This window comes from Polaribacter sp. HL-MS24, from assembly GCF_032758595.1.
Taxonomy (GTDB): domain Bacteria; phylum Bacteroidota; class Bacteroidia; order Flavobacteriales; family Flavobacteriaceae; genus Polaribacter.
The window spans coordinates 441,372-455,608 of record NZ_CP136415.1 but is presented as its reverse complement, the minus strand read 5'-3'; the positions used below and the strand labels follow the sequence as shown (position 1 = coordinate 455,608).

Genomic DNA, 14,237 nt, shown 5'->3' with positions numbered 1-14,237 from the left:
GTAGTAGTTTTACCAACCCCTCCTTTTTGATTTGCGATTGCAATTATTTTACCCATTAAATTGTCTTTTTTTTGAAAAGTAAAAATACAATATATTCTTTTTTTTTAATGTTTAAGATGTTAAAAACGTATTAAAATTATAAAGTACTGTTTTTTAATGGATTAAGGTATTTTATTGGTATTGTTTCTTATGATTGTTTAAATATGTAATTATTTTTTAGGAATATTTTTTAAAATTTCTTTTAAAAATTTCCAAAATTTTTGAGTTGATGAAATGCTCGCTCGTTCATCGGGAGAGTGAGCTCCAAGGATGGTTGGTCCAAAAGAAACCATATCCATGCTGGGGTAGTTCTGACCTAAAATCCCACATTCCAAACCTGCGTGACAAGCTGCGACACGTGCCTTTTCGCCATGTAGATTTTCATAAAGTGCTGCAACTATTTTTAAGATTTCTGAGTCAACATTTGGTTGCCATCCTGGATATTCTCCAGAGAATGCTACTTCAAAACCCGCTAATTCAAACGAGGAACGTAAGGAGTTTGCCAAATCGGTTCTGTTGGTTTCAGACGAAGATCTTGTCAGACAGCCAACTTTAATAGCACCTTCTTTTACAATCACTCTTGCAATATTGTTGGAGGTTTCTACCAAATCTTTAATGTCTGGACTCATTCGATATACCCCATTGAATCCAGCGTATATCGATTTTATAAAGCTTTCTTGAACAGCTATGTCCATTACTTTTTTAGGAAGTGAAATAGAGTTAATTTCAATAGACAAATTCGGTTCAATTGTTGAAAACTCTTCTTTGATATTGTTGATAAGTGCCTTGGTTTCAAAAAGGAAAGCTTCTTTAGAAGCATTTTCTACGCTTACGATAGCAGTACTTTCTCTTGGAATTGCATTTCGCAAACTCCCTCCATTTATTTCAGAAATTCTCAAACCGTAGTTGGTGAAACCATCAAACAATACGCGGTTCATGATTTTATTTGCATTACCTAAACCCTTGTGAATTTCCATTCCAGAATGTCCTCCGTTCAATCCTTTTACGGTAATTGAATATCCTGATGAATTGCTTGGTATTTCCTCTTCAGTATAGGTTCTTCTGGCGGTAATGTCAACTCCACCTGCACAACCCATCCCAATTTCATCATCTTCTTCGGTGTCGAGATTTAATAAAATAGTTCCTTCCAAAAGACCTCCTTTTAAACCCATTGCACCTGTCATTCCCGTTTCTTCATCGATGGTGAATAAGGCTTCTAAATGAGGATGTTCAATGCTTTTGGAAGACAAAACAGCCATGATTGCAGCAACTCCTAAACCGTTGTCGGCTCCTAAAGTTGTTCCATTTGCAGTGATCCAGTCTCCTTCAACAAGCATCTCAATTCCTTGAGAATCAAAATCAAAAACAGTTTCTGTGTTTTTTTGATGCACCATATCCAAATGGCTTTGCATTACAACAGTCTTTCTATCTTCAAAACCTTTTGTAGCAGGTTTCGTAATGATGACATTACCAACCGAGTCAACAATTGTTTTTAAGTTCAATTTCTTTCCAAATGCGACCATAAATGCAATCACTCGTTCTTCTTTTTTAGAAGGACGTGGTACGGCATTTAAATCGGCAAAATGATTCCAAACTTCTTTCGGTTCTTGATTTCTGACAGCTGTATTCATAAATATTGAATGAAGATCTATTTTTTAAATTTACGAAATTTCGATGACAGAGTCCTGAAGATCCTTGCGAACTTTTGCGAGATCTTTCATATAATCATCTTCGGCTCTAAAACCAACTGGTAATACCAATGTAGATTTTAAGTTTTGTGATTGTAAACCTAAAATTTCGTCATATTGTTCTGGAACAAAACCTTCCATTGGGCAGGCATCAATTTTCTCGATTGCACAAACTGTAAGAAGATTCCCCAAGGCTAAATACGCTTGATTTTTATTCCATATTTCAATTTCTTGAATCGATTTTTTATCCATTTCAGCAACTAAAAACTCTTTAAAGGGGTTGAGTATTTCGTCGGGAGTATTTCGAATTTTTTTCAACAGTGTAAAATAATTATTCACGTCTTTTGAAGTGAATTCGCTTTGAACACAAATGACCAAAACATGAGAAGCTTGCACAATCTGTTGTTGGTTCCAAGAGGCTGATACTAGTTTTTCTTGCAACGCTTTATTCTGAATGACAATTAATTTGATAGGTTGTAAACCATAAGAAGTAGCAGTTAAATTAAAGGCTTCTTTTAGGGTGTTTATTTGGGTAATTGATAGTTGTTTGCTGTCGTCAAATTTCTTTGTAGCGTAGCGCCATTCTAAGCTTTCTATGGTATTCATTTCTTTATGTTTTTATGCAAAAATAAGCTTAATATTACTGGTAGTTACCCTTTATAATTGTAAAAATTGATGCAAACATCAATAAAGTCTTTTTATTTTTTTGTACTTTAACCTATAGAAATAAAAGTGATGAAAGAAGATTTTTTACATTATGTGTGGATGTATAAATTATTTCATAAAGAAAATTTAGCAACCACTAAAGGAGAAGCTATTCATATCTTAAAATCGGGAACTCACAATACAAATGCTGGACCCGATTTCCTGAACGCTTCTATTGAAATTGACAACCAAATCTGGGCTGGAAATGTTGAAATCCATTTAAAGTCCTCGGATTGGTATGCACATCATCATGAGAAGGATGCTAATTATGACGCAACCATTTTACATGTTGTTTTTGAGCATGACGTGGAGGTGTTTTTGAGAGGGAATCAGTCGTTACCTACCCTAGTTATGAAAGACTTGATAGCTCCAAGCCTAATTCAACAATATCAAAAATTAGCAAATTCACATTCCAACTGGATTCCATGTGGAGATCAAATACAGCAGGTGGATACGTTTACTTTTTCAAATTGGAAAGAACGATTATTTTTTGAGCGCTTGGAACGAAAATCATTGTTAATTCACCAATTATTAGAGGATCAAAACAATGATTTTGAAGCGGTGCTATTTCAACTATTGGCAAAGAATTTTGGATTGAAAATTAATGGAGATGCTTTTTTACAGCTTTCAAGATCAATTGATTTTTCAATCATTCGGAAAGTCCGAACAGAAGAATCACAATTAATGGCTCTATTGTTTGGTCAAGCGGGTTTTTTGGAAGATGAACTTCAAGAAGCTGAATTCATTTGTATGAAAAAAGAATATGCCTATTTGCGACACAAATACAATTTACAGTCAATTTCGAAACATCAGTTTTCTTTTTTTAGAATGCGCCCAAACAATTTTCCGACCATCCGAATCGCGCAATTGGCCTCTCTGTATCATTTGCATCATAATTTGTTTTCCAATTTGATGCAGCTATCTAAGATTGAAGATTTTTATACTTTTTTTTCGGTTTCTATTTCAGCATTTTGGCAGAGTCACTACACCTTTGACACACCTTCGAAAAAGTCTCCTAAAAAATTGACAAAACCCTTTGTTGATTTGTTATTGATCAACACTATTATTCCCCTGAAATTTGTATTTGAAAAACAACGTGGGATTGTAAATACGTCCTCAATTTTAGAAATTCTGAATCAGGTAGACCCCGAAAAGAATTCGATTATTTCCAAGTTTGAAGAGCTAGGGATTTCTTCTCAATCAGCTTTTGAGACTCAAGCTTTGTTGGAGCTAAAAAATTGTTATTGCGCTCCCAAGCGATGTTTAGACTGTGCGATTGGAAATTATATTCTAAAAAAGTAAATTCTGTTAAACAGAGCAATCTTAAAAATCAATTTTAGTTTTTTTCTGTTATATTTACATTGTTAAATAATCCCCACACAATGAATTTTCTAAAAAATATTTGTATTCTTTCTCTTTTAGTTGTCTTTTTTTCTTGCCAAAAAGAAGTAAGTCTTCAGCTTGAAGAACTCCCAGCTGAGGAACCGATTGTATTACTTCCTGAAAACAAACTTCCACAAGTTTATATTCAAACCAATGGCGCCGAAATTGTTGATGAGCCCAAAGTAGACGCTCAAATGATTATTTCAGTAAATGATGTGGTCGATTATGATGGTGCAATTGGAATTGAAATTCGAGGTTCTTCTTCTCAGATGTTTCCAAAAAAACAGTTTGGGTTGGAAACTAGAGATGCTGCGAATGAAGATCTAAATGTTTCTTTACTCGGTTTTCCAGAGGAAGAAGATTGGATTCTTTATGCTCCTTATAGTGATAAATCATTGATGCGAAATGTATTGATGTACGACCTATCCCGTGATATAGATCGCTATGCCAGTAGAGCAAAATTTGTAGAGGTTACTATTAATGACAATTATAATGGAGTTTATGTGTTGTTGGAAAAACTGAAACGAGATAAAAATCGCATCGATATTAATAAACTCAAAGCGGATGAAAATACTGGAGAAGACCTTACTGGTGGCTACATTTTGAAAGTAGATAAAGCAGGGGGTATGGATGAAATGTTGTATACAACCTACAATTCAATTCCTTCAGCTTACGCCCCGACCAACGCAACGAATGGACAAACAATTAATTTTTTATACGATACACCTAAAGAAGAGGACATTACTGCCGAACAAAGGGGCTATATAAGTAATTATATGGCTTCTTTTGAGAATGCATTAGCAGGTGATAATTTTGCAGATCCTACAACGGGTTACGCAGCATATATTGATACTCAAAGTTTTATTGAATTTTTTTTATTGAATGAACTCTCTAACAATGTAGACGGATACCGATTAAGTACTTGGTTGACTAAAGACAAAAACGAAAAACTAAAAATGGGGCCAATTTGGGATTTTAATTTGGCCTTTGGAAATGTTAATTATTGCAGTGGGAATGCTACTGATGTATGGACCTATAAGTTTAATGAACGCTGTTCAGGAGATTTTTGGCTAATTCCATTCTGGTGGGAACGGCTAATGGAGGATCCTGCATTTGTCTCTGAATTAAAATTGCGTTGGTCTGAATTACGAAGTGGCGTTTTTTCGAATGCTGCAATCTTACAAAAAATTGACACCTATACAGAAATATTGACTTTGTCTGGGGGAATTCAAAATAACTTCGAAAGATGGCCTGTTTTGGGAGAATATGTTTGGCCGAATAATTTTATAGGAAACACTTATAACGAAGAACGAGAATATCTAATCGATTGGGTCAATGACAGAGTTGCTTGGATGGATGTTGCAATAGGGGGTCTGTAAAAAAAGTTCAGACATTCCTGTTTGAACTTTTAACATATTTTTAAAATAAGCTTTTGAATTTTTGGGGGTCAACTTCATTCATCATTTCATAGACTTTTTCAAAAACATCCTCAGCAGAAGGTTTCGAGAAATAATCTCCGTCAGTTCCATAAGCAGGTCTGTGGGCTTTAGCGGTCAAGGTAGCAGGTTTGCTGTCTAAGTGTTGATATCCGTTTTGATTTTCTAAAATTTCTTGTAATAAATATGCCGAGGCTCCTCCAGGAACATCTTCATCTACAACCAACAATCTATTTGTTTTTGCAAGTGATTTTACGGTCTCGTGATTGACATCAAACGGGAGTAAAGACTGTGCGTCAATAATTTCAATCTGAATCCCCACATGTGCCAAATCTCTTGCGGCTTCTTCTACAATTCTTAGTGTAGATCCGTACGAAATGACCGTCATGTCTTCTCCTTTTTGAATTGTTTCTACTACTCCAATTTGAGTTTTGTAGCTTCCTAAGTTTACTGGCATCTCTTCTTTTAAACGGTATCCGTTCAAACATTCAATTACCAAGGCGGGTTCGTCCCCTTCTAGTAGTGTATTGTAAAAACCAGCTGCTTTGGTCATATTTCTTGGAACCAATACATGAATTCCGCGAACATTATTAATAATTCCTCCCATTGGAGAACCCGCATGCCAAATACCTTCCAGACGATGCCCTCTCGTTCTAATAATCAATGGCGCTTTTTGCTTCCCATGGGTTCGGTATAGTAAAGTAGCTAGATCATCACTCATAATTTGCAAAGCATACAATAAATAGTCTAAATATTGAATTTCTGCGATGGGTCTTAACCCTCGCATAGCCATTCCAATTCCTTGACCAATAATTGTAGCTTCTCGAATTCCAGTATCAGAAACTCGAAGCTCTCCAAACTTTGCTTGCAAGCCTTCTAGTCCTTGATTTACATCGCCAATAAATCCTGCGTCTTCACCAAAGATTAACAATTCAGGATGTTTTTTCAAAAGCACCTCAAAGTTATCGCGCATAATAATACGACCGTCTACTAGGTTTTTTTCTTGAGAATAATTAGGGAGTTCTGGTTGAATTTTTAAAACTGAAAGTGCTGTTTCGCTTGTTAAATGCGAAGAGTATTTTTCTTGTATGGTACTCGAATAGCTCTTGATAAATTGTTGCAGCTCTATTTTTGCTGTAAATTCTTCATCTTTTAAAAGCCGCAAACTTTTACGAAGTGCAACTAAAATATCTTTTCGAATGGGTTCTACAATATCTGACAAATCGTTTTTGTATTTTAAAATAAACGTTTTGTTGCTACTTATTTGAGCTACATTGTTCAAAAGTTGAAGGGCATTTTTTCGTTCTGCTTTTATTTCATTGAGACAGTTATTCCATGCCACTCTTTTGGCATTTGCTACTTCTTTTTTAGCATCACGATCAATAAGGATTAATTCTTCTTCAGAATCTATAAACTTCAAGAGTTCCCCATCAGGTGTTTTGAGTTCGAAATTTAAAATCCATTCTCGCATTTTAACGATACAGTCAAATTCCTTTTCCCATTGCAAACGCTCAAGATCTTTGTATCGCTCGTGAGAGCCCGATGTTGAATGTCCTTGAGGCTGTGTCAATTCTTTTACATGAATCAAAACAGGAACATGTGTGGTTCGAGCAATTTCTCCAGCTTTTTGATAGACCTCTACCAATTGTACATAATCCCATCCGTTTACTATCAATATCTCATATCCGTCATGATGTTCATCACGTTGGAATCCTTTTAAAATTTCTGAAATATTTTCTTTGGTGGTTTGATGTTTGGCGTGAACAGAAATTCCATACTCGTCATCCCAAACACTCATTACCATCGGTACTTGAAGGACTCCTGCAGCATTGATAGTTTCAAAAAAGACTCCTTCACTGGTACTTGCATTTCCAATGGTTCCCCAAGCAACTTCATTTCCATTGTTCGAAAAATTTGGACTATTTTTTAAAATAGGAACATTTCTGTAAATTTTTGATGCTTGAGCCAAACCTAATAGACGGGGCATTTGAGCTGCGGTAGGAGAAATATCTGAAGAGGAATTTTTTTGTTGAGTAAGGTTTTTCCAAGAACCATCTTCATGCAAACTATGGGTTGCAAAATGGCCTCCCATTTGTCTTCCGGCCGACATGGGTTCTACCTCAATATCTGTATGTGCATACAAACCTGCAAAAAACTGTTGTGCATTGAGTTCGCCAATCGACATCATAAAGGTTTGATCTCGATAATATCCCGATCGAAAATCACCATCTTTAAAGGCCTTTGCAAGAGCCAATTGTGGAACCTCTTTTCCATCTCCAAAAATTCCAAACTTGGCTTTACCAGTAAGTACTTCACGTCTACCTAATAAACTACATTCCCGACTAATTCTTGCGATTTTGTAATCGTGTAAGACTTCTTTTTTGAAATCTTCAAAGGAAATGTTTTGTTTTTGTAGTGTAGCCGTGTTTGTCATAAACGATTTTTAAAGTTTTACAAAAGTACTGCTTCTAAATTAAATTTAAAAACTTATCTTATTATAAGAATAATATTGAATTTTTTTGATGACAATACTAATTTATATGAGAATATCATAAAAATCCACGTCTAAAAAAATTATATATCGATTGAATGTCAGCTGATACTGTAAATCTGATTTTTGAGGCATATGTTTTTTGAGAAATTTCCCAGCCATTGTTTGAGTATAATGGAAAATAAACTTCTAAGATGTTATGAATAAAATTAAAGCGGACTCCGTTCTCATAAGCAAAATACAAACGCTCTCCTTTGTTCTTTAAAAAAGCAACTCCGTTATAGGCTTCTATCCATTTCCATAACCCAACACTTGAATGGGAAGAAAATAAAAATTGATTTGCAAATCTTGTCGGTAAAACTGATTTAAATCCTCCTTCGGTGATGATGAATTGCTGACTAAAAAAACCAGTACTTTCCGATCTTCCAAAGTAATTGAGTTCGAATAGATAATCGTTGGGTCTGTCCAATCCAAAACTAAAAAAATCACCAGTTGTCGAATTGTTTAGAAATGTACCTGCAAAAACTCTAAAATCTAATTGAGTGTCCTTTGAGGTAAGGGTCCGATACCTCAAGTCGAAAGAAAGTTTGGAAAAATCTTCCGCAGCTTCTGTACTTATTCGATATCTAAAATCATCGATAATGTCGGGATTGGCATATTGATAACTAAGGCTAAAAACACTGTAGGAATTTTGTTTCTTTAAGGGTTGGTTTGCTGCAGTCTCTTGGTGGATGTTGATCAGTTTCGCAGAGAGAGACTCTGAACTTACCGCTCTTAATGATTTTCTTTTGAAAAGGATATTGATATATGGACTGAAGGCATTATAAGATAAATTTTCGGTGTAATGTTGTGTGCTTCCAAATATTCCATATGCGATTTTATAAATCTTAGTATCTTCAAAATACTGATTGTATTTTAACAAAAAACTTCCGGTTATCGATTGACTTTTGAACGCATAAGAAGGTTTTAAAGTTAGTTCTAAATTTCTTTTAACAATAGGTTTGTTATCCAGTTTTAGCCCCAAAATAAAACCGTCATAAAAGTTAAAGTCGAAATTGGGCTGATAAAATATTTGATAGGAATGAGGATCTGCAATATCTTTGATAAATGAAAATTTTAGAGGTTTGCTAAAAAGTTTCTTTTGTAAGTTTTTTTGGTTGTCTGCTGTATTGTGTTCAGGATATTGCTTCTCATAATTCAAAGAAAAGGATTCATAGTCTTCATTTTTCAATGTGATTGTTTTTGTGCTATCAATATCTGAGTACCATTTTTTAAAACTAACCTCTTTGTTTTTCAAAGCGTATAAAGCCACCGGGACTGTAATATTTCGTTTGTTTTTGAGTGTAATTTGCACACTGTCACCAACAACTTCTGCTTTTTTGATGGTGTAATCTATTTTTTTATTGGTTTGAATATAGTCTCCAAAAAACCAGTTGAGATCCTTTGTTGTTTTCTGAGTGATGATTTCTTTAAAATCATTTGTAGCTACTTGGAGTAACTTTTTCTGCTGATAAAATTCTTTGATTGAGGTATTTAAAATTGAATCTCCTAAAAAGCCATTGAGATATCTAAAACCTAGTCCTGCCTTGTATTTATTTACGATTATCCGATTAAAATTGGAAAGTGAATCTGCACTCGTTGTTAAGGGTTGGTCCAAAAAACTACGCGCACTTAGTTCATAAATGAAAGGGTATTTGTCATTAAAGGCTAATTTTGAAATATTGTAGTTTTTTAAAAACCAAGCGTTTGAGGTAGATCCTAAAAGTTTTACTTCTGGATAAAAGGTATCTACATATTCCATCATTAAATAACTCTGAAGGCCGTCAGTAATCCAATATTCTTTTCGCTTATTAACTATTAGGGTGTTTTCAATATATTTTTTGGTTAAAATTTTAAATAAGGTAAGATCAGTTTTGAAGGTGTCGGAAAAAGGACGAATAAAATCGGGTAACTGACTTAAGCCGTATATGGGGTCTTTTTTTTGTGCGACTTTGTCAAGGAAAATTTCTTTGTGAGGATAGGGACCGAGATATTTTTCTAAAAAAGCGAGCTCTTTGTTAAGCAAATTTGTAGCAAGGGCATAGTCAGTTTCTTTTTCTAAAATGTCTGTATGAATGGCTACATTTTTTGTTTTGTAAACTCTGAATCGATCAATTTTTTCAATACTGAGGACCACATCAATTTTTTGTTTTCCTGTAAAATAATACTGATTATATGCTTTCCCCTTAGTAGTGTATTTGTAGAGGTTGCTATTGATTGCATAGGCTTTTGGGAGCTCTAACACTATGCTGTAATTTGTAGGAATCTCGTAGAGGTCATCTGTATTTAGATTGCTCATTAGTTGCCATTCTGTAGTGTAAACAGCTGGATTCAAATACCAATATCGAAGATGGTAACCTGTCTTTGTTTTTCCGTAGTTGGTAAATTGTGCATTGGGGATTTTAACGCTGTAGGTAGCGTTTATCACCACACTGTCGTTTTGTTTTAACGGATAATTCAGTGTAATTTCTAAGATGTCAATTTGATCTTTTATTTCTTGAAAGCGAGCAGTTTCAAAGTTGACCGAGATGTTTTTGATGTCCGTAAAACCCAAGTCTTCCTTTTTTGCAAAATATAAGTTTTTTTGATAAGCTTCTATAAATCGTTTGGAGAGTGCTGTTTTTCTGTTCTTAAAACTATTGGCCCAGTTGTGTAAATAAATTCGTTTCAACTCGGTGTTAGATTTGTTGTAGTAAACTATCCTCTGCTGAATATTGAGCTGGTCTTTAGAGTCATCAAGTGATGCTTTGATATCAATCGAATTTTGTTGAGCGATGGTAGTGAAGCTCAAGAGAAATAACAAAACGAATATTGAGAAAGATTGCATCTATAGCTTTAAAAAATAATTAGAAGTTCGGTTTTAATTGGTACTTCGAATAGAATTTATTGAGGTGGTCAATAGCCTCGTCAGCGGTATCTACTACCCGAAACAATTTTAGATCTTTTTCTGAAATGTTTCCTTGTTCTAATAAGGTGCTTTTGATCCAATCCATCAAGCCTCCCCAAAATTTACTTCCCACCAAAATAATTGGAAAACGACCTATTTTATGAGTCTGAATCAAGGTGATTGCTTCAAAAAGTTCGTCGAGTGTTCCAAATCCACCTTACATGACAACAAAGCCCTGCGAGTATTTGACAAACATTACTTTTCTAACAAAAAAATAATCGAATTCTAAATTTTTATCATTGTCTATCCATGGATTGTAATGTTGTTCAAAAGGCAGTTCGATATTTAAACCAACAGAAGATCCTTTTCCTCTTTGGGCTCCTTTATTACCAGCCTCCATAATTCCAGGACCTCCACCCGTAATGACACCATAGCCATTTTGAGTCAATTGAAATGCAATTTCTTCTGCCAAGATATAATACGGATCTTCAGGTTTGGTTCTTGCAGAACCAAAAATAGAAACAGAAGGACCAATTTTACTAAGTTTTTCATACCCATCTACAAATTCAGCCATGATCTTAAAAATGGCCCAAGAATCGTTTGTCTTTATTTCATTCCAAGTTTTGGTTTGTAGTTTTTCTTTGATTTTTCGGTCGTCATTCATCATAATTTTCTATCCTTTGTGGGTATGTTTTTTTTGAAAACAGCTTTACTAAAGTAATTCTTTTTTTAAAAACTGGGCGGTATAACTCTTTTTATGTTTGGCTACTACCTCTGGGGTTCCTGTACATAAAATAGTTCCTCCTTTTTTTCCACCCTCCATTCCAACATCGATGATATAGTCTGCGAGTTTGACAACATCCAAATTGTGTTCGATTATTAAGACGGTATTTCCTTTGTTTGCCAATTTATTCAACACATCCATCAAAACTCTTATGTCTTCAAAATGAAGTCCAGTTGTAGGTTCGTCTAATATGTAGAAGGTGTTTCCAGTATCTCTTTTAGACAACTCTGAAGCCAGTTTGATACGCTGTGCTTCACCACCAGAGAGGGTAGTAGATTGTTGTCCAAGGGTAATGTATCCCAAACCAACATCTTGAATTGTTTTCAGTTTTCTGTAAATTTTTGGAATATTTTCAAAGAAATTCGTGGCATCTTCTATGGTCATGTTTAATACATCAGAAATGGACTTTCCTTTGTATCGAATCTCAAGTGTTTCTCTATTGAAGCGTTTTCCTTGACAGGTTTCACATTCTACTTGCACATCGGGTAAAAAATTCATTTCAATTACGCGAACACCACCACCTTGACAAGTTTCACATCTTCCACCAGTAACATTAAAAGAGAAACGCCCGGGCTTATAGCCTCTAATAGCCGCTTCTGGTGTTTTTGCAAACAGGCTTCTGATTTCTCCGAAAGTACCGGTATAAGTAGCCGGATTGGAGCGGGGTGTCCTTCCAATAGGTGACTGATCGATATCGATAACTTTGTCTATGTATTCCAGACCTTCAATTTTTTTGTAGGGCATGGGTTTCTTAACCCCTCTATAGATGTGTGCGTTTAAAATTGGATACAGGGTTTCATTGATTAGTGTTGATTTTCCACTTCCAGAAACTCCAGTAACACAAATCATTTTTCCTAGCGGGAATTCAACCGTCACATTTTTTAAATTATTTCCAGATGCACCTGAAAGTTTGATGGTTTTTCCATTTCCATCTCTTCGCTTTTTCGGAACAGAGATTGCTCTTTTTCCTGTTAAATAATCAGAGGTAAGAGTTCTTTGCTGGGTGAGTTCTTTGAAGGTTCCTTGCGAAACAATTTCCCCACCATATTTCCCAGCTCCAGGACCAATGTCAAACACATAATCAGCATGTTCAATCATGTCTTTATCGTGTTCTACGACTAAAACTGAATTTCCAAGATTTCTTAATTTGATTAACGAATCAATTAGTTTTTGGTTGTCTCTTTGATGCAGGCCGATGCTTGGTTCATCTAAAATATATAGCACACCCACCAATTGTGATCCAATTTGTGTAGCTAAGCGGATTCTTTGTGCTTCTCCTCCAGAAAGTGATTTTGAGGTCCTGTCTAAAGTCAGATAATCTAGGCCAACATCGAGTAGGAATTGAATTCGAGTTCGAATTTCCTTCAGAATTTCGCTTCCAATTGCCAGTTGTTTTTTAGATAAATCTTTCTCAATGTTTTGAAACCAGTGTGCCAGTTCCGTAATGTCCATTTGCACTAAGTCGCTGATGCTTTTTTCTGAAATTTTAAAGTGTAATGCTTCTTTTTTCAACCTTTTTCCTTCGCAGGTTTTACAAGAAACTTCATCCATAAAGTTTTTTGCCCAGCGTTTGATAGAAGTACTCTCTGCATTTTCATGTTGATTTTCAATAAATGAGATAATTCCTTCAAAATCAATTTCATAATTTCGAGTTACTCCAGCAGTTTTCGATGTGATTGAAAACGTTTCACGACCACCATTGAGAATAATTTCCATAGCAGCTTCTGGGATTGCTTGAATAGGGTCGTTGATTTTGAATTGATAGCGTTCTGCAATATTTTCAATTTGTTTGAAAATCCAGCTATTTTTTTGTTCTCCAAGTGGTATAATTCCCCCCGATTTGATCGAAATAGCAGTGTCTGGGATGATTTTTTGAAGATTAATTTCTTGTGTAATTCCAAGGCCGTTGCATGTATCACAAGCTCCTTTTGGAGAATTAAAAGAAAAGGAATTGGGTTCTGGATTTGGATAGGCAATTCCTGAGATTGGGCACATAAGCTCCCGACTAAAATAGCGTGGTTGATTGTCACCAATGGCAAGTACCATTAAAATATTGTCTCCAGAATACAAAGCTGTTTTAATGGTTTCTTCTAAACGTTTTTCTGAAGTTTCCTGAACCACCAATCGATCAATAACCACTTCAATGTCGTGATTTTTGTATCGATCCAATTTCATGCCTTTTTCGATTTCTTGGATTTTGCCATCTACACGAACTCTTAAAAACCCTTGTTTGGATATTTGCTCAAAGAGTTCTCTGTAGTGACCTTTTCGGGATTTGATGAGTGGGGCTAAAATGGCAATCTTTTGATCCGCAAAATCGCTAAGAATAAGTTCTTTTATTTGTTCATCGGAGTAGCTTACCATTTTCTGACCTGTATTGTAAGAGTAAGCATCTGATGCTCGGGCATATAAGAGTCGTAAAAAATCGTAAATTTCTGTAATGGTACCTACCGTTGAGCGAGGACTTTTGTTGGTTGTTTTTTGTTCAATAGAAATGACAGGTGATAGCCCGTCAATTTTATCTACATCGGGGCGTTCCAATCCACCTAAAAATTGCCGAGCATATGCCGAAAAAGTTTCAATGTAACGTCGTTGACCTTCAGCATAGATGGTGTCAAAAGCCAAAGAAGATTTTCCACTTCCACTTAAACCGGTAATTACAACCAGTTTTTCTCGCGGAATTTTGACGTCAATATTCTTTAAATTATGAGCTCTTGCTCCGTAAACCTCTAGGTATTCCTAGTCTTTCAAAAGTGTAGATTTGTATAAAAACACAAAGTTAATC

At 35.1% G+C, this 14,237-nt stretch carries 7 protein-coding genes and 1 pseudogene; 2 read left to right on the top strand and 6 right to left on the bottom strand.

Features of this window, described 5'->3' with window-relative positions; translation table 11 throughout:
* Positions 1-209: 209 nt before the first annotated feature.
* Positions 210-1,670 (bottom strand): aminoacyl-histidine dipeptidase, encoded by a 1,461-nt coding sequence (locus RRF69_RS02155; protein WP_316940350.1) that lies wholly within the window; start codon positions 1,668-1,670, stop codon positions 210-212.
* A gap of 30 nt (positions 1,671-1,700) precedes the next feature.
* On the bottom strand, positions 1,701-2,333 hold the full coding sequence (locus RRF69_RS02150) for an NAD(P)H-dependent oxidoreductase (protein WP_316940349.1): 633 nt from the start codon (positions 2,331-2,333) through the stop codon (positions 1,701-1,703).
* A 129-nt stretch (positions 2,334-2,462) separates the two neighbouring features.
* On the opposite strand from RRF69_RS02150, the gene RRF69_RS02145 reads away from it, so the two are divergent.
* Positions 2,463-3,734, top strand: a complete 1,272-nt coding sequence (locus RRF69_RS02145; RefSeq protein ID WP_316940348.1) for a DUF2851 family protein — start codon at positions 2,463-2,465, stop codon at positions 3,732-3,734.
* An 80-nt stretch (positions 3,735-3,814) separates the two neighbouring features.
* Positions 3,815-5,194 (top strand): CotH kinase family protein, encoded by a 1,380-nt coding sequence (locus tag RRF69_RS02140; protein WP_316940347.1) that lies wholly within the window; start codon positions 3,815-3,817, stop codon positions 5,192-5,194.
* A gap of 40 nt (positions 5,195-5,234) precedes the next feature.
* On the opposite strand, the gene RRF69_RS02135 is transcribed toward RRF69_RS02140, so the two are convergent.
* The 4 genes and pseudogenes from RRF69_RS02135 to uvrA form a co-directional block, all read right to left on the bottom strand.
* Positions 5,235-7,685 (bottom strand): thiamine pyrophosphate-dependent enzyme, encoded by a 2,451-nt coding sequence (locus RRF69_RS02135; protein WP_316940345.1) that lies wholly within the window; start codon positions 7,683-7,685, stop codon positions 5,235-5,237.
* Positions 7,686-7,800: 115 nt separating this feature from the next.
* Entirely contained in the window at positions 7,801-10,608 is a 2,808-nt protein-coding gene (locus RRF69_RS02130) for an aminopeptidase (protein ID WP_316940344.1), read from the bottom strand.
* A gap of 19 nt (positions 10,609-10,627) precedes the next feature.
* Positions 10,628-11,335, bottom strand: a pseudogene (locus tag RRF69_RS02125) (TIGR00730 family Rossman fold protein).
* 45 nt (positions 11,336-11,380) lie between these two features.
* A complete protein-coding gene (uvrA, locus tag RRF69_RS02120; protein ID WP_316941095.1) occupies positions 11,381-14,146 on the bottom strand; it encodes an excinuclease ABC subunit UvrA in 2,766 nt (921 codons plus the stop codon).
* Between the last annotated feature and the right edge of the window lie 91 nt (positions 14,147-14,237).